Below are 22,719 nucleotides of genomic sequence, written 5' to 3' on the forward strand. Positions count from 1 at the left end.
CGCACAATCGCCACCCGCTAATACTCAGTTATCCCGTTCCAGGTGCTTAATCAATGACATAAGGAGAATCGGGTACGTCTTCGTGTCTGATCTCATCTACCTCCCTGGCCCTCTGCCAACCGGCATAGAGTCTGTCGGGCAGATTTATCACAAGCCCCGGTTCACCGGAGACGTTCTTGTAGGCATGTACCACACCTGGAGGAACTATAACGATCTTGTTGCGTGCATCCCTGATAACCAACCTGTTTCCATACGTCCTGCCGGCAGGTCTGCCATCCCACAGGTACAGTACAAAGTCGCCTAAGAAGCAAAAGTAATCCGTCTGCTCAACGTGCCCATGAGGCCCTCTCACCTGACCCGGTTGCGTCATTGAGACATAAGCCATCTGCGGGTTAAACCCCTCCGGCAACTCGTCCTCCCTGAACAACTCCGCAAGCCAACCTCGCTTGTCCTGGAAGTACCGAAGCTCTCTTACTATTACCCCGTCTATTTCTCCCGTCTTAAACTGCACTTGCATATATCCTGATTGTATCATTGCCACATAGCCATTGTCAAGGTGCCCAATAATTCTCAGACACCGTTATCTGCCGGCTCTTTTCGATAGCTCCTCTTCAATCTTCTCATCCCACAACAGTACCTCACCACGCTTATGTCTTGCCTCTCTTATGAGGCGGAGATTTCGTTGAGTCGTCTCAGGCTCAAACTTCTCCCGCACCACTGCCAGGGCCTTGTAGAGAGTTTTTGTTGCCTGCTCCTCATCCTTTGCCAAGACCTGTAGTTCAAGAATGGTTGCATAGTCCCAATAATCCGGTTTCCCCCCCGCCAGACGTCTCTGTGCCGAATACGTGACAACAGGTATTAGCTTGTTACGTTCCGGGTCTGGTGGGGTCTTGAGTTCCATCAAAGTGATGGCATTGATCCCCGGGTAGGTATCACGCCAGTCGGCCTCAAAACCCTTAACATAGGCATTAATTGCCTTGTCAAGATACTCATTAGCAAACCCACCATCTCCGGATTTTAACAATTCCTCCCAACGATCCTTGTAGACACGCCCCAATATTCCATAGGTCTCACTGCTTGGACCACGTTCGTCTATCAATTCAAGCAGTTTATTTTCAGCCTCCTGCCATCTGCCGACACGATTTAATGCAAGAGCGTGCTGCTCCCTGACCATTACCGTTGCGGCAAGTGCCGGAAACATATTGTCAAAAAGACCTATCATTGCATCCCAAGCCTTAACCCCGCGATATGAAAGAAACAGGTCTATCACAACCCCGGACTCCGCTTCTTGTATCGGAAAAAGTTCCTCTTCTATACGACGCAGTGCATCTACGCCCTGCTCTTTAGCAATAGTAAGACGTTTTTTCATACCCGTAGAGTAAATTACCAGTTTTTCCCTGCAAACGTCCGTCTTTGTGTGGTCAACGTCAGGATAACCTTGTACAAGCTGATATATTGGGCTATCTGTTTGTGGATTTTTTGCTGCAACAAGACGTTTGGTTATTTCGGTTTTTGTGCCTTCTGCATTAACCAGTATTCCTTTATTACTAAGTTTATACGGTATCGCCCTAAGCGGTGCAACATCAAAAGGTAGCTGACCACCAGCCTCGGCGTATATCAGTACCGTACTCCAGGGACGCACGGCATGTCTCACTCCCAACTCATAAAAAACATTGGCATTGGCTGTTGTAAGGTCAGCTACTGCATACTCACAGAGAATTAAACGCTCATACATTGCCTTATGAATAATGCCACCAACTTTCTCCTCATCAGCACGAAGCGGCTCCATACCGGCATCCTTGATCGCCGCAGATATCATATCGTTGTAGACGGCATCAAAGTCGATTAATCTGCCTGATGTATCAAAATCGATTAAACTGTATGTGTCAGTTGGATTCTTGCGTTTCTTGCCAAACGGCATCAGGACAAAACACAGCGGATGATTCATTGCGTAACCTCCATATTATCTTTATTACACCAAATTACACCAAAAACATATATCCTTACCATATCGAACAACGGCTTTGCATTCCTGGAATTTACCTCAACTACAACTGCCTGAGCTTCCGTTTGATTTTCATGCGTATGATTTCGGCGGCGGTATTTAGGACGAATGTGAATAAGAACAGCAACAGCGCCGACAGAAACAGCGTTCGATAGAGGGTTCCTCCTTGTGGGGCTTCTGGCATTTCGACGGCGAGGTTTGCAGACATCGCCCGGAAGCCGTTAAAAATGCTCCAATCCATAATGGGGGTGTTTCCCGTTGCCATCAGGACGATCATCGTCTCACCGACGGCCCTGGAGAGGCCTATCATCACGGCAGAGAAGATGCCCGCTGCGGCCGCCGGCAACACCACCTTTACCACGGTCTGCCACCTGTTGGCGCCCAACGCCAGAGAGGCCGATACCAGGTTCTGGGGGACGTTGGACATAGCATCCTCGGCTATCGTGAATATTATCGGGATGACGGCAAAACTCATGGCGTATCCGACGATCAGGGAGTTGCGCTGGTCGTAGGTCAACCCCAACGCACTGTGCAACCACAACCGAAAGTCAACCTGCACAAACAACCCCTGGATCACCTCATTAAGCCACAAAAATACCGGTAATCCCAAGACAAACACCGGCAACAGTATCAGAAACTCCGTCCCTCGCCTGAACTTTGCCCGATAGGAACGGGGCATCAGACGCCACAGAAGCAACGTCAAAAACGCCATCACCACCACCTGTACCGGTAAAAGAAAGATCGTTGGCACAAGCCTCTCTACAAGTGGTGCCATCCACAGACCGGCCACAAAACCTATCACGACACTGGGCATGGCTGCCATGATCTCAATGACGGGCTTTATAACGGCACGCAAACTGTGGTGCATAAACTGCGATACGCATATGGCCCCACCGATGGCTATCGGCACGGCAAACAACATGGCATAGAGCGTCCCCTTGAGCGTGCCAAAGATCAATGGCATGAGACTCAGCTTGGCCTCGAATTCGTCCCCCGACCCTGAGGACTGCCACGAGTACTCAGGGCGGTCGTAGCCCTCATACCAGACCTTGCCAAACAACGTCCCGATCGTCACCTCCGGATGTGCGACGTCGATGTCCCAACCGTACATGGCGGTCCGTTGATTGACGGCAACCACGCCGTCACCACGCGGGGCGTAGGCAATGGCGCTCAAGGGCACGTTGTCGACATTAAGACGCAACAGCGTCCTGGTTGTAGGGCTGTGGTGCAGGATGACATTGCCGGTGGCGTCAACACTCAAAAAACTCCTGTTGCGCTTTGTCGGCACCAGCATGACAACGGCTGCCTTGTGCGATTCAAAGGCGTGAACGTTGGTTAGTTGCTTTTGTCCATCGGCCTTATTGTTGCTTACGTGAAACCACACGGATACACTGCCGGAGCTACGCCCCACAATTAGCGACCTCTGCCCAACCAAAAACCCCAAAGCCGTGATCGCAGACGCATCATTGGCAGGTTCAACCAGCATGGGCACCGGTGCGGCGGCATCCCTGATGTCCCAGTTGTAGAGCATACCGCTCCTGGTGCCAACGTAAACGTTTTCAAGACGCTGGTCAATGATAATGGCCGTGGGGACGTCACCCTTGAGGTCTGCGGTGAGGTCGTGCTTAAAGGTCTCCGTGGTGCCTTCGTCCAGGAGAGAGCGTTTTTGCTTGTGTATCGTTATCAACACCTGTCCCGTGGCTGTGATTGCGGCAATCGTACCGGCATCCTCCTCCGATGTTACGGCAACGGCCTGATTTATTGGAGCGGAGGCAATCAGCTCCGGCTCTCCCTCCGTGACGGTTGGCTCAAGGACCCGCTTGCCGTGAGCGTCAAAAGACGACAACACACTGACCCTCACCGGTACAACATAGCCATCGGCCGTACCAATGCTGTAGTGCTCGTTGCCCTGCAACGACGTCACTGAAACTATTTCCTTGCCCGCCAACTTATCAAGCGGCATACTTTTGATAACATTGCCCCCTTTGAGGGATATGAAGTCCACGGAAGCCTTGGCCGTTATGACATATGCCACCTCCCTGTATTCCTCAACGCCCGTGGCAAGCACATGCTTGGACGTGTGGTCGATCCTGGCGGTTAACGCCGATTTTGGGGACTTCCACAACGGATAGACTTCGTACATGATAAAAAACATGATGGCGATAATGCTAAATATAACTGCCACCCCCCCAAGGGTTATAACGGCGGTGGCAGTCTTGTCAACGAGGTCGCGCCTGGTTAGACGAGCGCCGGGGTCTCTTTGCATAACCTCTCACACGGCATTGACTCCGGCATGATTACTCGAGTTCCTTTAACTGCGTCCTGACTATCTTCTCCGGCAAGGGGTCATAGCCGTCCTTTACGACGACCTTCTGTCCCTCGGCGCTGAGTATGTACTTTATGAATTCGCTGATGAGTGGGTCAAGTGGCTTTTTGGGTGGTTTGTTTACGTAGATGTACAGGAACCTTGCAAGTGGATATGAGCCGTCGATGACGTTTGCGTAACTTGGCTCCTTGTAAGGTTCACCCTTCTTAGAAGCTAGCGGTAGGGTACGCACGCCGGAGGTCTTGTAGCCTATGCCACTGTAGCCGATGGCATATCGGTCTTCGGTTATCCCCTGGACGACGGATGCGGAGCCTGGTTGTTCCTTGACTTCGTCCTTAAAATCGCCTTTGCACATGGCATGTTCCTTGAAAAAGGCATACGTGCCAGATGCGCTGTTGCGTCCGTATATGCTGATGGGACGGTTGGTCCAGTCGCCGGTCATGGCCAGTTGTCCCCATGTTTTTATGTCCTGTGTGGCGCCGCATTTTTTGGTCTTGGAAAATATGGCGTCGGCCTGGTCTATTGTCAGCCCTGCGATTGTGTTGTCCTTGTGGACATAAATGGCCAGGGAGTCAAGTGCGCTTTTGATCTGTGTTGGTTTATAGCCGAATTTTTCTTCAAATCCGTCGCTTTCGGAGCTTTTCATAGCCCTTGACATCGGACCGAGCTGGGCGGTTGCGGCAATCAGTGCCGGCGGTGCGGTGCTTGACCCCTTGCCCTCTATCTGACACTTGACGTTGGGATAGTGCTTGGAAAACCCCTCGCACCACAGCGTCATGAGGTTGTTCATTGTATCGGAGCCAACGCTGTTGATGCTGCCCGATACCCCGCTTACCTTCTTGTATGGCAGCAGTTGTGCGTCAACCCCCTCTGCAGCCAAGGCCCTTTGCACAAGCACTGTGGATAAAAACAGCAACAGCAATGCCATCATTCCAAGGACGCCGGCAAGCCTCCTGCCACTCATACCTGCCATATCCGTGCTGTTATTCTGTCTGTGTCGCATAAATTGAGTCCTCCTTAATATTTTTAATAACGTACCATTTAGAATAACATTTGTCCACCGGCAATGACAATTTTTTTTCAGGCTCTGAAAAAATGCTGATTCCCCTGCTGAGTTTAATCCTTTAACATCATTTTATCAATTTCTTTAACAGTATGACATACTGATTATGATAATCAACACCCGGCATAAAAAAAAGGGGCTGCCACCTAACTCACTGTTTACAATTCCGTTGCCTTTCTGGTAGAGTTATCTGGTATGTTTACGATGACATTTAACAACAACGTCTGGCCGATAGCCTTGCTGTTTGTCTTTGCTATGGTACTCAACCTTCCGTTTGGGTATCTCAGGGCAGGGCAACCAAAGCGTTCGCTTAAGTGGTTTTTATACATCCACCTCCCGATACCGTTTGTTATTGCGATGAGGTACGTAATGCACCTCAATATCAGATATCTGCCCATTTCGCTTGCAGCTTCTGTTCTCGGTCAACTCATAGGTGGTAAGATAAGAGGTGCTGACAAGACTATATGATAATCAGGGAGGATTGTAAAAGGTGACAGATAGGGCAAAGGACAAGACGTCGGTGGTTAACGCCATATGGAGGTTTTTCTCTTCGGTACGGCTTGCCGTAGCGTTGATCGCACTGATAGGTTTGCTTTCAATCCTGGGCACGGTGATAGAGCAGAACGCAGAACCCGAAAAAAACGTCCGACTCTTTAAAAAACTCCTTGGCGATGCCCTGGCCCCCACAGCTTATCGGATAAGTGAGTCGTTGGGCTTTATGGATATGTACAGTTCATGGTGGTTTTCACTGCTCCTGGCGTTGCTTGCCGTAAACCTCGTTGTATGCTCCTTTGACAGACTGCCCGGTATCCGCAGAATGGTCTCCAAACCAATTGAACCACTGAAGGAGGACGGGTTTGGGCATCACGGTATAAATAAAGATTTTACGGCCAAGGGGACACTGACCGATGTCAGCGTAAAGGTGCAAGCTGCCTTGAAACAACTCGGCTTTAATCCCACCGAAGTTACCTCTGACAGGGGCATACAGTATTACGCCCAGAAGTGGCAACATGCACGCTACGCCGTGTATGTCATCCACCTGAGCATAATCGTCATACTTGCAGGGGCGGTGATCGGTATACAATTTGGTTTCCATGGCTTTATGAAGATCGACGAGGGACAGACCACCGACGAGACTATCTCAAGAAAGGGCGAAAAACATCATCTGGGCTTTTCGATAAGATGCGACGACTTCTCCCTGCAATTCTACGGTGACACCGATACCCCAAAGACATATCTGAGCTGGTTGACCGTCATGGAAAGCGGTAAGGAGGTGCTCAAGACCTCTATCGAGGTAAACCGCCCGTTGTCTTACAAGGGATATACGTTTTATCAGGCCAGCTATGGCGCACTCGGAGAGGAAAACGGTGTGCTGATTTTCAGGATGACATCCAAAAACGGCAAATCGGAAGTGATATCCAAGTACGTTGGAGATAGCTTTAAACTCCCGGAGTCTGACCTTGAAGCCAGGATAATGGCATTTTCACCAGCACTAGGCTTTAACAAGGACGAAAAACCATACACCTATACCGAAATGTTAAACAACCCTGCCGTGTACGTGTTGTTCAGGGAGAAAGGTAACGACAAGTACGGAGGCTGGATATTTAAACGCTATCCCAAGTCGTGGGACATTCCCGATGGTAGCAAGTTGGAGCTGATCGACAACTGGGGCTATCAGTACACGGGCATCCAGGTCAGAAAAGACCCCGGCGTCTGGATAGTGTATCTTGGCTGCATCTGTATGACGCTGGGGTTGTACTTTGCCTTCTTCCTGAGTCACAAGAGGATATGGGTGCTGCTGCTTAACAACAAGGGCAATGTTGAGATAAAAATAGCCGCCTCTGCACATAAAAACAAAGGCGCCTTTGATACAAACATAGACAAGGCATTTGGCACCTTGAGGGATCAGGTGACTGCCGATAAAAAAGGAGGGTAAATGGGAAACAGCTCGGTCTTTTTTGGCATAGCAGAGATAGGCTACTTTGTGGCCATGATGTTATATATCGCCTACTTTGTCTTTAAGGGGGAGTACCTTGGCAAGGTGGCAACCACCGTAACAATAATCAGTTTTTTGGCTCAAACGGTAGCCTTTATCAGCAGGTGGGTGGAGTCCTACAACATAGGCATAGGGAGACCACCGTTGACAAATCTTTATGAGTCACTGGTGTTTTTCGTCTGGTGTCTGATGCTCGGTTATCTCATCGTGGAGTTCAAGTACAAGAAGCGTTCGCTGGGGGCGTTTGTTACGCCGTTAGCGGCCTTGGCGCTGGGCTTTGTCGATCTGACCGGCATGTCCAAGAGTATAGAACCCCTCGTGCCGGCGCTTCAGAGCAACTGGCTACTGGCCCATGTGACGATGAGCTTTATCGCATATGCCGCATTTGGCCTGTCCTTTGCCGCCGCCCTGATGTACTTGATCGTAAAGACGGATAAACGCAGCGAACCTGCCTACATTTTTTGGAGTGTCTCCGGCAGCATCTTCTTCATAGTGGTATCTGCCATGCTCCTGGACTACGTGAACTACAAAGTGGTTGGCGAAAGCGCCGAGGGGTTCATTAAAAACTCACTGTTCAGGTCTACTTTTCGGAACTCGTCACCCGGTATCGCTATTTTTAGCTATCTTGCGGCCATTGGCATCGTTTTCCTCACCTGGCGCTATGGCAGCATCCTTAAGAGAACCATTGCCGGCTTTAACGTCCCCGTGGACTTCCTCGATGAGCTCAACTACAAGGTAATAGCCGTAGGATTCCCCATATTTACCCTGGGGGGATTGATCTGCGGAGCCGTTTGGGCAGACCAGGCCTGGGGTACGTACTGGAGTTGGGACCCAAAGGAAACCTGGTCGCTTATTACGTGGTTTGTCTACGCATTCTACCTCCATGCCAGGTATCTCAGGGGATGGCGCGGCAGAAAGGTTGCCGTTGTCTCTGTCGTTGGCTTTATTACGGTGATATTTACATACCTTGGTGTAAATATCTTGCTGTCGGGGCTGCACAGCTACGGAGACTTGATGTGATGTGCTATAATACGCGGCAGTTGCAGGTAACATGAAAAGGTTTGATATAGAAATAGCGGTAGGTGTTTTCCTTGTGCTGGGGTTTCTATCCCTTGCGTATCTTTCTGTAAGTATGGGTAACCTCAATATTCTAAGCGAAAAGGGCTACGTGGTGATCGCCGAATTCAACAAGACGGGCGGACTAAAAAAAGGCGCCCCCATCGAAATTGCCGGCGTGGAGATCGGCAAGGTCAAGGATGTTTCCCTTAATAAAGACACCTACCAGGCCCGTGTAACCATGTTTATCAAGCCCGCCGTCAAAATACAGGAGGATGCCATCGCCTCAATAAAAACAAAGGGATTGCTGGGTGAGAGATACTTACAGATATCTCCCGGAGGCTCTCCCACGCTACTCAGTGATGGTGGCAAGCTCAGAGAGACAGAGTCCGCAATAGATATCGAGGAGCTGATATCCAAGTATGCCTTTGGAGAGGTCAAATAATAACGGAGGTAAGAATGAAAGGTTATAGGTTAGCCGGTTTTTTTGTCGTGTGTGCCTTGATTGCTATACCCCTAAGGGGTGAGACCACACAACAACCTAAGGAGTTAATTACGGGTGTAGTGAACAATGTCCTGACAGTGCTGAAAGACCCATCATTAAAAGGACCCGATAAACAGCAACAACGTCGCATAAAGATACAAGAGGTCATGGAGGAAAGGTTCGATTTCATCGAAATGTCACAGAGGACGCTCGCCTTACACTGGCAAAAGAGAACGGAAGCGGAAAAAAAGGAGTTCACCTCCTTGTTTAAGAACCTCCTGGAGGGCGCCTACATAAGCAAGATCGAAAAGTACAGTGACGAGCAAGTCAACGTTATAGAGGAAAAGACGGATGATGGATTTAGCACCGTTAAAACTGAGGTCATAACTCAGAAAGCCAAGATACCTATAGATTACCGTCTGAAGTCCGTAAGTGACGATAAGGGCTGGAAGGTCTACGATGTTGTAATAGAGGGCGTCAGCCTTGTAAACAACTACAGGTCTCAGTTTCAGAGTATCATAAACACCAAGGGGTATGATGCCCTGACCAAGATGCTTAAAGAGAAGAAAAACGAATAGCTTATGACAGATGCTGGTGGGGTACCTGCTCCATTGTCTCTCTCAGGGGATGTTCAGGGGTAATGCCTCACCCACATTGGCAATCCTCAGTTGCTCATGGCAATCAGTCGTGATACCCTTCAGTACCGCACCTAGCTTTATGCAATGACACCTTTCAACCGCAAAGTCATATTGATTGGCATACTGTAATGCCCTGTCCAGAAGCACTGCATTGTCTGCGCCGGTATTGGTCAAATGGCCTAACTGGCACTTACCAAGGAGTGCATAAATGCTCCCACGCGCATCAGAGGTGGTCTTAAAGCGTTGTTGTGCCTTATCAAAAAAGCTCTCAGCCATTTCATACTTCCCTGTTGTCGTATACAACAAACCGAGGCTTAACAGCGTGTAGGCCGAACTGACAATGTCACCAATCTTGCCATAGAGGGTCAGCGCCCTGTGCAGGTAGTCCTTTGCCTCTTTGAGTTCGCTCTTCATTCTGAGGGCATTGCCCACACCACAAAAGGAATATGCAGTACCAAAACGGTCATCCAAGGAGGAGAACAGGGTGTTTGCCCTGCTGTAGCAGTCAAACGAGGTCTGGTATGAACCTTCGATCCTGTGCGCCCCGCCCAAACCGCACAGAGAGTACCCTACGCCCGATTCATCACCCAGCTTCGTAAACTGCTCCATCGCCTGCTTAAACAGCTCAATACAACCGGGGATATCGCCCTTGACCCGCAACGTACCGGCCTCGGCCCAGAGACTGAAGGCAATCCCGGCCCTGTCGTTGGTGTCGCAGTAGTGTTGTCTTGCCTGTTGCAGGGCGGTGAGGGCCTCCTTCCACTGCCCCAGTGCCCTGCGTGCAAGGGCTAGACCCACCTGGGCATCCACTATCTGACGCAAATGTTTGCCTGGCCCACCTGCCTTGTCTGGCCCACCTGCCTTGCCTGGCCCACCTGCCTCATGCGATATATCTGCCTGTTGCCCTATCCTGGAGACTCCTGTTTTGGCAGTCTCCCTCCTGGTGGAGATATCTATGGCCTGACGATAGTACTTAATGGCGGCCTTGTAATTACCCTTTAGGCGTTGCTCATCAGCCAGGGACTTTAAATCAGAGGCCGTACCCATTGTTTCGCCTAAGCAGACCTTACGGCACGAATGGTTTCTTTGTAATCCTTTGACTTATAAAATGCCGACCCCATAACCAGGATATCGGCTCCGGCCTGTATGATCTCTGCGGCATTTTTAGGCCCCACCCCGCCATCTACTTCTATGAGGGTCTTTAACTCCATTTGGTTAATAAGTTTTTTGAGCCGCCTGATCTTTTCAACAGACCGAGGAATAAACTCCTGTCCGTCAAACCCGGGATTGACCGACATCAAGAGCACCACATTGAGATACGGCAGTATTTCCGTCAGGGATTCAATGGGTGTGGCGGGGTTTATGGCAACACCGGCCTTGCAACCCGCCTCTTTTAGTAAGGTTACGTTTCTGTGCAAGTGTCTGTCTGCCTCAAAGTGGACAGTGATGGTGTCGGAACCAGCCCTGATGAAGTCCATCAGATATCTATCCGGAGACTCTATCATCAGGTGTACGTCAAGGGGGAGAACCGTTGCCCTCCTTATTTGCTGCACAACGAACGGACCAACCGTTATGTTTGGTACAAAACTACCATCCATAACATCAATGTGGAACATATTGGCGCCGGCCTCCATGCTTGCCAGTATATCAGCTCTCAACTGCAATAAGTTCGCTGAAAGTATGGAAGGTGCTATCAAAACCATCGTATTTGTGCTCCTTTCTTTTTTTATTCTACAGCAGATATATATTTGATTAAATAATTACTATCTCTATGGGGGTAGCACCCAATCAACCGTGGTGGCCGGCATTTAAGGCACTTTTATATTTTCGCTGTATGGCATTGTTGCTGTGCTTAAGCGATGTAACCACGCCGGACTGGAGCGCTACCTTATAAAGATTTGCTTCCATTTACATTAATTATTATAACTCTTTTTATGCCACTTGTCAATCTTGTTTTCCAGGTATCCTCTTAAAAAAGCACGGTAACTTTTATTTCACGCTTAAAAGGCATGGATTCCTGCTTTCGCAGGAATGACAGTCACAGTCGTTTTCCAAGTGTGTCATTCCTGGCTTGACCAGGCATCCAGGAAGCGTAAAAGTATAGTTACCATGAAATATAAATTAGGATACAACGATTCCTTCTTTTTTTTCTTGTTAGTCTTCTATCTGGATGCACCTGACCATGTCAAGCTTCTTGAACCTCATGCAACCGTTACAGGAGATGCAGTCGGCCTTTTCCTTGCCATCGCGGAGTTTGTCAGGCAGGTCCGGCTCACGTATCAGCGGCCTGGACAGCGATATCAGGTCCGCACAACCACTCGCCAAGAGTTCTTCACACACGGCCCTGCTGCGCATTCCGCCAACCAGGATGACGGGTATGTCCAGCTCCTTCTTAAACATGGCAGCCATCTCCTTGAAGTAGGCCTCATCCTCAGGCCTTAGAATATCCCCACGGGCAGCCCTGAGCCTGACGTCTGACTCAAACATCCCGCCACTTACCTCAATGGCGTCAATACCCAACCCTTGCAACTTCTTAGCAATTGAGAGGCTCTCCTGCGGGTTCAACCCTCCGTCTTTTAGAAAGTCGGAGGAGTTCATCTTTATCATGACGGGGTAATCGGCATCGACATTTGCCCTGATGGCCTTGACCACCTCCTGGAGGAAGCGAAAACGCCGCTCTTCGTCACCACCCCAATCGTCCTCCCGTCTGTTTGTGTGGGAGGAGAGGAACTCGCTGATCAGGTAGCCGTGTGCCGCATGTATCTGCACGCCGTCAAACCCCGATGCCTGCACCCTCTTTGCTGCACTGCCAAATGCCCCGATCACCTCCCATATCTCATCCTCCGTCATGGCACGCGGGGTTACGTTCAAGATAGGTTCATAGACGGCAGAGGGTGCTATCGGGGGATTGCCGCCAAGCATATCGGGATAACACTGCCGTCCGCCGTGGGTTATCTGCATAACGACCTTGCCGTCAAACCTGTGTATGGCATGAACCAGACGCCTTAGGCCCGGTACATAGGCGTCGTCGTAGATGCACACCGCCCGCTCAACGGAAAACCCCGATGGATGCACAATGGCGTTGCCCGTGATTATCAGGCCGACTCCACCCCAGGCAAGCGTCTCATAAAACTCAATAAGCGCATCTGTGACAAACCCCCGTTCATCTGCCCGCTTTTCGTAGGTGGCCGAGCGAACCAGGCGGTTTTTCAGCTTAAGGTCTCTTATAAAGAATGTGTCAAACAACATAGGTCGCTCCTTTATTTGGTAAAGCTGATAAGTGAGGCATCATACTGTGGCGGCTTCTCAAATCCCAGGAGGTTACAGATCGTGGCTGCCACGTTGCTCAGGCCGGGATTGCTGATCCCGGACAGACGATACTCCGACTTAAAGCCAAAGTCAGCGATCACAAAGGGTACCTTGTTTAGCGTGTGTGAGGTTTTTGGTGTCTTTTTGCCTTTTTTGACCTCAAACATCTCATCGGAGTTACCGTGGTCTGCCGTTACGATGACGATCCCCCCAAGTCCCTCAACAACGCTCAGGAGCTTGGCAACGCACTCGTCCACGGTCTCAACTGCCGTGATGGCCGCCTCCATGACGCCGGTGTGACCGACCATGTCTCCGTTTGCGAAGTTGAGACGTCCCCACTTGAACTTCCCCGACTTCAGGAGTTCGATGGTCTTTTCGGTGATTTCGTATGCCTTCATCTTTGGCGCCTGGTCAAAGGGTATTCTGTCAGAGGGTATCTCTGCGTAGGTCTCAAGGTCAGCGTTGATGTATCCGGACTTGTTGCCGTTCCAGAAGTAGGTCACGTGGCCATACTTTTGCGTCTCCGAAATGGCAAACATCCCTATATTTTCAAGTGCCAGGTACTCTGCGATGGTTTGCTGGATAAGCGGGGGTTGGACGATGTAGTTCTTTGGCACCTTGGCCTCGGAGTCATACTCCATCATGCCGGCGTACAGGACATCCGGGACATTGCCCCTGTCGAAGTGCTTAAAGTCGCTGCCGGCATCAAATGCCTGCGAAAGCTCAATGGCCCTGTCGCCCCTGAAATTGCACAGGACTGCGCAGTCACCATCCTGCATCTTTCCAACGGGATTGCCGCCCTCATCCACGATTACAAAGGCGCCCATGTATTGGTCATCCACGCCCTCCTGGTAGAAGGTATTAACGGCCTCGCTGCACGACCTGAACTGTCTGCCGATGCCGTGGACGTGGGCGTCCCACCCGCGCTTGACTATGTTCCAGTCGGCGCAGTACCTGTCCATCGTGACGTTCATCCTACCCCCGCCGGAGGCAATCACGTAGTCGAAGCCTTTTTCGTCGCGGACTTTTTTCAGGAGCGCCTCCGTGGGTTCAACGTAGGTCATGGCGGTGCGTGGGCCAACATCCCTGCCGTCCAGGAGCGGGTGAACCCTGACCTTCTTTACCCCCGATTCGGCCAGCCTTTCGATCATCTGGTAGAGGTGGTTTATGTTTGAGTGGACGTTGGCATCCGACAGCAACCCGATAAAATGCACTGCCCCGCCGTTATTGGCACGTTGGACGATCTTGTTCCAGAGCGCCCCACCAAAGACCGCCCCAGTGGCAAAGTCCTCGTTGACCCGCTTGGCGCCCTGGGCAAAGACTCTGCCCGCACCAAGGGCGTTGTGCCCCACCTCGCTATTGCCCATGTCCTCATCCGAGGGCAGTCCTACCGCCTCACCGTGCGCCGCAATGGGGACAAAAAACTCGCTCTTGAACAGCTTGTGCAGCGTTGGCGTCTTGGCCAGGTGTACGGCGTTGCTGTCGTCATCCCTGCCAAGCCCCACCCCGTCCATTATGATCAGCAGCAGTGGCCCCTTGCGGCCATTAAATCCGTCAATACCCTTGAGTCGTTCCATTTATCGTATTCCTCCTGTCTTAAAATTCATTGTAAACAATGCTCCGGTTAAATCAGCATCATATATATTATGACGAACCTGAACTATAAAGCAAGACAAAAAGACAAAAAAGAATACGAGGAAGAAAAAGGGGAAGCTCTGCTCCCCCTCAGCCCCCCTCGCAAGGGGGCACGGCCTGCAGGACTACCCTATTTTGCTGTGACAATCAGACAAATTGTGCTTGACTATACACGATTGAACATGTTAAAATAGATTCTATGCTAAAACCGATGGCAAATAGTTAGACCATGATGTATTGATTCATGTGAAAGGACGTGTTGTGGATAAAAATAAGTTATGTATTATTTTCAGTGTGATTGTGCTATTTGGTATGGCTCTCCCGTCAGGGGTGTTTGCCCAGGAGGCAGACGAACCGAATGCCTTTAAGTTTGATGAGATCGTGGTAAGTGCTACAAAGACCGAAAGAGAGCAAAACCTGATCCCTACAAACGTAGAGGTAATCACATCCGAAGATATATCCAGGTCTGTTGGAATATCGGATATGTTGAGAGATATCCCCGGGCTGTATATAGGTAGTTTCAGCCTTATGAATACAATGTTTAGCGTTGGATTTAGGGGAATGGAGCCTACAAACAGGGAAATACTCTTCATGGTTGATGGTTTTGAGATAAACATGCCAACAAACTTTATAGACCTATCCAACATACCTACCGATAACATAGAGAGGATAGAGGTGGTTAAGACACCATTGACTGCGCTGTATGGGCCCTATGGTGTAGGTGGTGTAATAAACATAGTCACAAGGGAGCCTAAGAAAGTGCTTGAGGGCAGTGCTTCTTTGCTATATGGGAGTTTTAAGACATCAAATCCCTCTTTCCACGTAAGGGGGAGGCTTAATAATGGTATTAGCTACGGTCTGAATTACACCTACTTTACATCTGACGGTTATAGGGAAAACAGCACCACCAGGAATAATTTTGTGACCCCACGGATTGGATACACCAGCGATACCGTTAAGATCGACACGTTTTTGACCTTTAACAAGGTAGACTTTGAATCCCCGGGCGGTCTGCCAATTGACCAGTATGAGGATAGTCCACGCAGTAGCCTCCAAAAGATTCACGATGGTACAATGCGCTACATCAACACGGGGACAAGGGTGCGGTGGCGTTTAACTGACACATCGGAAGTGACACTTAAGGGGTCCTATAGAGACCATGATATCACTTATAATGATTACGGCTTTTATTTAGACATCCGTGACCTCTACACCTGGAACACAGAGGGTAGCTATCGGCTGGTTACTTCCATCTTTGGTTTTGACACCACAATACTGGCTGGCGTAGAGTACAGAAAAAGCAGAGAAAATGGTACCGCAAGGCCAGATGATTCCTGGAAGGATATCGTGCCTATATATTACGGTCACAAAATTGAGGAGGAAATCTCAAGCGCTTACTTCCAGTTTGAGGTCGAACCCGCTCAACGCTTGATGCTAAATACGGGGATGCGATACGACTCCATGCTCCTACGACATAAAGACAAGGTTCTTACAGACAATGACTTCAGCAGGAGAGACGATGCACTGAGCCCAAAGGTTGGCTTTGCATATGCGCTATCAACTGCCATCAATGCCTTTGGTAATTACACGCACGGTATCAGACCAATAATATCATCGAGAAAATCTTTTTATATCACGCAGGACCTCAGACCGGAGAAAGAAGACAGTTACGAGTTAGGACTCAGGGGCACGTTGTTTGACCGTATTAATTATAACTTGGCAGGTTTTTACGTCTTGAGCAAAGATAAGATCGTAGGCACGGGCGCACTTCAGGCCAAAAACGCTGCAGAGGCCAGGTCCAGGGGGTTTGAATCCGGCGTCAAGTTCAATCTCCCGCTGGACTTCTACATCCGTCTGAACTATACATATATGGATGCCAGGTTTGTTGAATTCGAGACCAACGGGGTCTCTTACGCGGGCAAACGAGTACCAAACGTCCCCCATCACCTGATCGGCAACACGCTTGGTTGGTCAAGGCCAACCTATGGTAACGTTAGCCTTACGGTGAGATACTCCGGGGACAAATACGTAGACAGCGCAAACCTGTATAGACTTGCAGACTATGCCGTGATGGACATGAAGTACGTCTATACGTACAAGAATATGACGCTTACACTATCTGCAAACAATATATTCAACAAGACCTATGCCGAATACGGAGAGGCAACCGGTGGCCTCTATGTGCCCTCGCCGATAGCCTATCCGGCAAATGGACGGTCGCTCTTTACCTCGTTATCGTATAACTTCTAAAGAGGTGGCGCCCTTTGCAACAAGCTCAATTGGCGGTTATAGATAGAGGGCGGATAGATGAAATAACGGAAAGCATATAGTTGAAAAGGTACTGAAAATATTGTAGGATAGAGAAAGAAGGTGTCAAGAAGAAACCAATGGTGTTCTTGTTGACTACATAAAAATGTTAAAATATATAGTTATATTGATATGACTAAAGATTTTGAAGACAAATTAAAAACGGTTACTGAAAAATTGGTGGTGGAGTTCCAACCAGAAAAGATTATTTTGTTTGGGTCTTATGCGTGGGGGAAGCCAACAGAGGATAGTGATGTGGATTTACTGGTGATTAAGGAACTTAAAGAAACGGAGGATAGAAGAAAAGTAACTTCTCAAATTAACTTGTCAATTTTTCCTCGCCCATTCCCTATTGATTTACTGGTTTATGAACCGCAGCGCATTGTCAAAAGACTAGAAATGGGTGATTTTTTCATAGAAGATATTATGACTAAAGGTAAAATACTATATGCCAGACAGTAACAAAAAACAATCAAGTAAAGCTGAACAAAACTATTTAGAATGGTTCAAAAAAGCACAAGAAGACGAATGGATGGCTAATTATGCTTTGAAAGAGGACGGCCCGCCAAACCAAATTGGCTTTCATGCTCAACAGATGACCGAAAAATATCTAAAAGGATTTTTGGTTTTTCATAAGAGTCGTTTTCCTAAAACGCATGACCTTTTGGAATTGGCAACCCTTGTTTTGAAGATTAAGCCTGAAATACAAAAGTATGAGCAAGAATTAGACATGATTAGTAAGTTTTATGTAGAAACACGCTATCCCAGTGATTATCCAGATTTTTCATTTGAAGAAGCCGAGTTAGCCTTCAAGGAGGCATTAAAAATTAAAGGATTTGTTTTAGAAAAGATAAAACAATAAGGTGATAAATTTTTAACCGACCCAAAAGAACAGTAAGAAAAATTTTTAATTGGAAAGGTACTGGAGATATTTTAAGAGAGATGGAGGAGATGTTAAGACAATAGGCTTGAGTTTTACATCTTTTTTAGGTTAATTTTTAATAGAGATAAATAATTAGGTAGTGCCACAAACAACCGTGGTCATGCAGCTACCGCCATAGTTTGTTTTTGTATATGCTTTGGTGGTCGTCCTCGTCGAGGTGGATCAACCCATATCGGTAGGGGTATCTTATATCTCAACAGCTCTGACATATCCCATTGATGATCTGTTAAGCCAGCTGCCATAGCTGGTGTACGTTCTTGCCATTTCTTTTTTCCCTCGTTGGCAGGTATCCGCAGAGACCTATGGTAGCAACAGGGGCTTGCCCCCGGCTTGAACAGGGGTTGTAGGTACATCCTACCAGATACATTATACGGAGAGGCAACCGGTGGCCTCTATGTGCCCTCGCCGATAGCCTATCCGGCAAATGGACGGTCGCTCTTTACCTCGTTATCGTATAACTTCTAAAGAGGTGGCGCCCTTTGCAACAAGCTCCTGAACTTCGGCTGCGGGCAGTTCGGATATCTCCTGTACGTCCCGCCGATAGTCTTGGAAGGTGTGAAAAAATTGTGTGATGCGTTTTGTCTTGACTGTATTCACAAATTGTGGTTATAATGAAACATGATATTTGAATGGTTTGAACCAAAACGGCTTGCCGTTCTTAAAGAGCGGAACCTGGATTTTTTCGATGCACGGTCTCTCTTTGACGGGAGACATTTATATACCGTTCCATCGCCAAGAGTTACAGAGGAGAGGTGGGTCAGCGTAGGGGAAATAAACGGCAGACTTGTTGCTGTGGTGTGGATGCGGCGTGATGACGCCATTCGTATTATCACAATGAGGAGGGCAAGAGATGAAGAAAAAAGAAAATATTGTGCGCTACACGGCTGAAGAACTTGCGGCCATGTGCGAACGTGGCGAGAGTCGTACCGATTGGGATAAGGTTGACGCTATGACTGAGGAGGAGCTGGAGGCCAGCATTGCTGCCGATGAAGACGATGTGCACGAGCCGTTAGATTGGACACAAGCCTTTATAGGGTTGCCTCCACGCAAGAAACACATCAACATTCGTGTAGACGCCGATGTACTTGACTGGTTCCGCAGCAAAGGCAAAGGGTATCAAACCTACATGAACAGCGTGTTACGTGCTTTTGTGACATCGAAAACTCAAAACGAACAAAAAACATAAACACTGTGGAGAGTGTCAAAGGTGGATGTTGCGGTGTTGTGGTGGTCAAACGGTCAACGGATTGTCTGCCCGTTGACCGTAGCGGCTTTGGCCTGTAAAACCAAAGCCTGTCGTCTTAAACGCTCCTATTAAGCATTAGCGGCGTTCCTTAACACCTTGAAATGCTAACCCGCACATGCGTTTTACCGTACCGCTTTAACAACTCTCCCATGATATTAACCTCCGCCTCTGTGCAAAGGAAAGCCTACCCCCCCCACATAGTGTGAACGAGAACCCTTTTCTCTTTTGTGATTGATTTGTGATTACCGTATGTTATCTTACCTGAAAGATGAAAGATTTTTTCAGGAAAAGGAAAAGAAGAACGTATCGTATTGCTTAGATGAATCTGTGATTTCACAGACTGTTATAACGGATGTTCTGGGTTTTGACTGTAAAAAATCGTGTAACCCCTTGACACTAAACGATTATTCAAAATTGATAGTGTCTACATTTTAAAATTCTTTGCTATATTAATAAGTTATCATGAAATGTATTATACCATGCCTCACTAATAAAATCAAGTTTTAGTGTCTACGTGTTTACACATTTTCTTTTATAAAACCTTATATTTAAAGGAAGTAAGCCTTTTTTTGCGCAGAACATCCGTTATAAATCAGCATTAGACGAAAAAGGAGGGCAAGAATGAAGGTTAACATTTGCTGTTAAGGGTATGATTTTACCATGTTGTGTAGTAAAACAAAGACATAAGTGACGGTGTTATAACGAAAAACTAACAAGGAGGAATTTATGTTTCAACAATGTAACAACCGTAGTGGGTCTGTGAGTTGGAATCACAAAGCCTATAGGTTACTGTTTACACTGGCTTTGCTCGTAACGATTAGTGTCGTGTGTTTAAAAGGGTTGGTTTCTGCCTATGTTATTCCCCTACCTAAAACTGGACAGACAACATCCTATTACCCTTATGACGATGGAATGTTTCAGCTCGGTACGGATTGGGTACAGTCGAATTGGTCGAGCAACCGTTTTGATTACGCAAACAGCAATCAAAGCATTGTGCATGACAATTTAACGGGGAAAGACTGGCCACGAGATGCGAGCACACCAACGTATGGTTCGTGTGTAGGAGGCTATAAGAATTGGGCAGATGCATTAAAATACGTATCTTGCTTAAATTCTGCCAATTACCTTGGCTACAACGACTGGCGTTTACCAAACATCAGCGAACTGGAGAGTTTAGTTAATCCTGGTGCACAAAGTCCTAGTTCATGGCTTATGAGTCAAGGATTTACCAACGTCATGTCGTCCTTCTATTGGTCGTCAACTACATATGCATTTCTTACGGGCCGTGCTCGTTACATCAGCATGATAGACGGAGATAGCCGCGCTTACTATAAAACCAGTGATAGCTACAACGGTGTTGGTGTTTACGTATTGCCGGTAAGAAATGGAATGGATAGTATAACTACTTTATGGAAAACCGGCCTAAAGACGTCTTATGCTGCCGGTGACGATGGTGAATTGCAGATAGGTGAGCCTTGGCCGAGTCCACGATTTGTAGAAAACAGTGATTCAACGGTTACAGACAACTTGATAGGCCTCATTTGGGCAAAAGATGCAGGTACACCGGCTATTGGTAGCTGTAATTATGATTCTACTAGTAGAGATTGGTATGGGGCACTTAAATACATTGATTGTTTAAACAGTGTGAACTATCTTGGCCATGATGATTGGAGGTTACCTAACAGAAAAGAGCTTATGAGCCTATATGACCAATCTGTGTATGAGCCTGCGCTTATGGCAGGGCATCCATTTATCAATGTGGGATCGTATGCATATTGGACGTCTACTACAGTAGGTTCTGATACATCCAGGGCATTTACGGGCAATGTAGGTTATGGCACATCAAGTTCTGAAGCATTAAAAGCATCTACACTAACAGGAGGTGTGCATACTGTATGGCCGGTTCGCTCAGTATCAGGCGATTGTAGTATTAAACGTATAACTTACATGGGGCAGATCCCTGCATCAGGTGGTAGTTATGACATGACTGTGGAAACATCCGATAATATGGGTTGCGCGTGGATGGCCTACGCCAACAAAAGTTGGATAAAGCTAAATGATAATTACGAGTCTGCCGTAAAAAGCGTGTTTAGTTATACCGTAGAACCAAACACAACAACAAGTTCCCGGACGGGGAAAATAGTCTTTAAGAATATTGAGGCTGTAATTACGCAGGATGGCCAAACATCCCCGACCCCAACGCCGACCCCAATGATAACCCCAACGCCAACACCGAACTGCTCAACCACGGCAATAGGTCCAAGCAGCAATAACTTCACCGCAACAGGTGGCAGTGGTAGCGTGAGCGTGACGGCCAACACAGGCTGCACATGGAACGCATCAAGCAACGCCTCCTGGATAACGCTCACCTACGGCCTCTCCGGCAGCGGTAACGGCACGGTAAATTACACCGTTGCGGCCAACACGAGCACAACCTCCCGTACAGGTACAATGACAATCGCTGGACAGACATTTACCGTTACACAGGGAGGGCAACAATCGGGCCAGCTAATGCTTACGGTGACAAAGCAGGGCACAGGCGATGGTACAGTTACAGCAACCAATGGGGGCATTACCTGGAACGGTAAGACCGGTACGGCATCCTATGACAAGGACACATCAGTAACGCTTACGGCGGCACCGGCGCTTGGTTCAACCATAAAGGCCTGGACGGGCTGCGATCTAAACATCGGTAGCAACCAGTGTATGGTCAAGATGACCACTGACAAGAGTATTAGCATCGAGTTCGATGGTGGTTCCGGTAAAAAGGTCGAACATGACTTTAACGGTGATGGCCATAGCGATATTCTATGGCGTAACACCAAAACCGGCGATGTCTACATCTGGTTGATGGACGGTACAAAGATAACAGGCGGTAATTTTATCGCCAAAGGTATAACAGCGGATTGGAACGTCAAGGCAATAGGCGATTTTAATGGTGACGGCAAGTCCGACGTCATGTGGCAAAATAATGCAGGTGATGTCTACATATGGATTGTCAATGGTACCACAATCACGACGGGCGGCTTTGCCGTGCGTGGTATGCCTGGCGAGTGGGAAGTAACAACGCTTGGCGACTTTAATGGCGATGGTAATACCGATATCATGTGGCGCAACACTAACTCAGGTGATATATACGTCTGGTTCTTGGATGCAACAACAATAAGTGGTGGAGGTTACCTGATCAGGGGGATGATGTCCGAGTGGGTAGTTAAGGCCGTGGCCGACTTCAATGGCGATGGCAAGAGCGATGTTCTGTGGCAGAACACCACAACTGGTGATGTGGCGATGTGGTTGATGGACTCTCTGAGCATGTCAACTGGCAATTATGTTGTCAGGGCCGTCCCAAATGAGTGGCAGATCAAGGCGGTTAACGACTTTGATGGCGATGGTAAGGCCGACATCATCTGGCAGAATACCAATACCGGAGACGTTGTTATCTGGCTCATGAACGGGATGAGCATAAGCAGTGGCGACTTCATCCAGAGGGGTGTGCCTCGTAACTGGCAGATCAAGGTCGCCGGGGATTACAACGGTGATGGCAAGGCTGATATCCTCTGGCAGGAGACCACAAACGGTGACGTCTACATGTACGTCATGGATGGCAAGAACATAACAGATGGTGGGTACGTGGCCTTCGGGCTTGGCACCGATTGGCAACCGAAATAACGCAGAATTAGGAGAGAGAATAAGAGGAGGGAGGGCTTTGCC

19 protein-coding genes and 1 pseudogene are annotated in these 22,719 nt (G+C 48.4%); 12 read left to right on the top strand and 8 right to left on the bottom strand.

All coding sequences use genetic code 11. The features are described 5' to 3' along the window. Nucleotides 1–46: 46 nt before the first annotated feature. The 4 genes from Mcas_RS05935 to Mcas_RS05950 form a co-directional block, all read right to left on the bottom strand. A complete protein-coding gene (locus Mcas_RS05935; protein ID WP_200873642.1) occupies nucleotides 47–511 on the bottom strand; it encodes a dTDP-4-dehydrorhamnose 3,5-epimerase family protein in 465 nt (154 codons plus the stop codon). A 69-nt stretch (nucleotides 512–580) separates the two neighbouring features. Then, the gene (locus tag Mcas_RS05940; RefSeq protein WP_040334588.1) at nucleotides 581–1,948 is read right to left on the bottom strand and encodes a TRAFs-binding domain-containing protein; all 1,368 of its coding nucleotides are present in this window, start codon (nucleotides 1,946–1,948) and stop codon (nucleotides 581–583) included. 100 nt (nucleotides 1,949–2,048) lie between these two features. Beyond that, complete coding sequence (locus tag Mcas_RS05945; protein WP_040334589.1) at nucleotides 2,049–4,271, bottom strand: ABC transporter permease subunit; 2,223 nt, start codon at nucleotides 4,269–4,271, stop codon at nucleotides 2,049–2,051. A gap of 31 nt (nucleotides 4,272–4,302) precedes the next feature. Next, nucleotides 4,303–5,262, bottom strand: a complete 960-nt coding sequence (locus Mcas_RS05950; RefSeq protein WP_200873646.1) for a PstS family phosphate ABC transporter substrate-binding protein — start codon at nucleotides 5,260–5,262, stop codon at nucleotides 4,303–4,305. A gap of 327 nt (nucleotides 5,263–5,589) precedes the next feature. Here Mcas_RS05950 and Mcas_RS05955 point away from each other — a divergent pair, with 327 nt between their 5' ends. From Mcas_RS05955 to Mcas_RS05975, 5 genes are read left to right on the top strand one after another with little or no spacing between them, the layout of a single operon-like run. After that, nucleotides 5,590–5,862: a hypothetical protein gene (locus tag Mcas_RS05955; RefSeq protein ID WP_200873643.1), complete on the top strand. Its 273-nt coding sequence runs from the start codon at nucleotides 5,590–5,592 to the stop codon at nucleotides 5,860–5,862. Nucleotides 5,863–5,884: 22 nt separating this feature from the next. After that, nucleotides 5,885–7,330 (top strand): cytochrome c biogenesis protein ResB, encoded by a 1,446-nt coding sequence (gene resB, locus Mcas_RS05960; protein ID WP_040334590.1) that lies wholly within the window; start codon nucleotides 5,885–5,887, stop codon nucleotides 7,328–7,330. Next, the gene (ccsB, locus tag Mcas_RS05965; RefSeq protein WP_052566919.1) at nucleotides 7,331–8,410 is read left to right on the top strand and encodes a c-type cytochrome biogenesis protein CcsB; all 1,080 of its coding nucleotides are present in this window, start codon (nucleotides 7,331–7,333) and stop codon (nucleotides 8,408–8,410) included. Nucleotides 8,411–8,441: 31 nt separating this feature from the next. Further along, nucleotides 8,442–8,891, top strand: a complete 450-nt coding sequence (gene mlaD / locus Mcas_RS05970) for an outer membrane lipid asymmetry maintenance protein MlaD (RefSeq protein WP_040334591.1) — start codon at nucleotides 8,442–8,444, stop codon at nucleotides 8,889–8,891. A gap of 14 nt (nucleotides 8,892–8,905) precedes the next feature. Next, a complete protein-coding gene (locus tag Mcas_RS05975; protein ID WP_040334592.1) occupies nucleotides 8,906–9,508 on the top strand; it encodes an MlaC/ttg2D family ABC transporter substrate-binding protein in 603 nt (200 codons plus the stop codon). 42 nt (nucleotides 9,509–9,550) lie between these two features. On the opposite strand, the gene Mcas_RS05980 is transcribed toward Mcas_RS05975, so the two are convergent. The 4 genes from Mcas_RS05980 to gpmI form a co-directional block, all read right to left on the bottom strand. Next, the gene (locus tag Mcas_RS05980; protein ID WP_040334593.1) at nucleotides 9,551–10,615 is read right to left on the bottom strand and encodes a tetratricopeptide repeat protein; all 1,065 of its coding nucleotides are present in this window, start codon (nucleotides 10,613–10,615) and stop codon (nucleotides 9,551–9,553) included. Between the two features lie 8 nt (nucleotides 10,616–10,623). Beyond that, complete coding sequence (gene rpe / locus Mcas_RS05985; RefSeq protein WP_040334594.1) at nucleotides 10,624–11,271, bottom strand: ribulose-phosphate 3-epimerase; 648 nt, start codon at nucleotides 11,269–11,271, stop codon at nucleotides 10,624–10,626. A gap of 451 nt (nucleotides 11,272–11,722) precedes the next feature. After that, the gene (locus tag Mcas_RS05990; protein WP_040334595.1) at nucleotides 11,723–12,817 is read right to left on the bottom strand and encodes an oxidoreductase; all 1,095 of its coding nucleotides are present in this window, start codon (nucleotides 12,815–12,817) and stop codon (nucleotides 11,723–11,725) included. Between the two features lie 11 nt (nucleotides 12,818–12,828). Beyond that, on the bottom strand, nucleotides 12,829–14,454 hold the full coding sequence (gpmI, locus tag Mcas_RS05995; RefSeq protein ID WP_040334596.1) for a 2,3-bisphosphoglycerate-independent phosphoglycerate mutase: 1,626 nt from the start codon (nucleotides 14,452–14,454) through the stop codon (nucleotides 12,829–12,831). A 370-nt stretch (nucleotides 14,455–14,824) separates the two neighbouring features. Between gpmI and Mcas_RS06005 the strand changes: the two genes are divergently transcribed. From Mcas_RS06005 to Mcas_RS18785, 7 genes and pseudogenes are all read left to right on the top strand, one after another. Then, the gene (locus Mcas_RS06005; protein WP_156033190.1) at nucleotides 14,825–16,762 is read left to right on the top strand and encodes a TonB-dependent receptor; all 1,938 of its coding nucleotides are present in this window, start codon (nucleotides 14,825–14,827) and stop codon (nucleotides 16,760–16,762) included. A gap of 189 nt (nucleotides 16,763–16,951) precedes the next feature. Further along, nucleotides 16,952–17,281 (top strand): nucleotidyltransferase domain-containing protein, encoded by a 330-nt coding sequence (locus Mcas_RS06010; protein ID WP_040334599.1) that lies wholly within the window; start codon nucleotides 16,952–16,954, stop codon nucleotides 17,279–17,281. Then, complete coding sequence (locus tag Mcas_RS06015; RefSeq protein WP_040334600.1) at nucleotides 17,268–17,681, top strand: HEPN domain-containing protein; 414 nt, start codon at nucleotides 17,268–17,270, stop codon at nucleotides 17,679–17,681. The genes Mcas_RS06010 and Mcas_RS06015 overlap by 14 nt, the downstream gene beginning before the upstream one ends. 699 nt (nucleotides 17,682–18,380) lie before the next feature. Beyond that, nucleotides 18,381–18,650 (top strand): BrnT family toxin, encoded by a 270-nt coding sequence (locus Mcas_RS17455; protein ID WP_200873644.1) that lies wholly within the window; start codon nucleotides 18,381–18,383, stop codon nucleotides 18,648–18,650. Then, nucleotides 18,613–18,948: a BrnA antitoxin family protein gene (locus Mcas_RS06020; protein ID WP_040334601.1), complete on the top strand. Its 336-nt coding sequence runs from the start codon at nucleotides 18,613–18,615 to the stop codon at nucleotides 18,946–18,948. The genes Mcas_RS17455 and Mcas_RS06020 overlap by 38 nt, the downstream gene beginning before the upstream one ends. A gap of 972 nt (nucleotides 18,949–19,920) precedes the next feature. After that, nucleotides 19,921–20,904: pseudogene (locus tag Mcas_RS19160) on the top strand (Lcl C-terminal domain-containing protein); the annotation flags it as partial. An 87-nt stretch (nucleotides 20,905–20,991) separates the two neighbouring features. Further along, entirely contained in the window at nucleotides 20,992–22,677 is a 1,686-nt protein-coding gene (locus tag Mcas_RS18785) for an FG-GAP-like repeat-containing protein (protein WP_235203282.1), read from the top strand. Nucleotides 22,678–22,719: the final 42 nt, after the last annotated feature.

Origin of the sequence: Candidatus Magnetobacterium casense (assembly GCF_000714715.1) — a bacterium.
Classification (GTDB): domain Bacteria; phylum Nitrospirota; class Thermodesulfovibrionia; order Thermodesulfovibrionales; family Magnetobacteriaceae; genus Magnetobacterium; species Magnetobacterium casense.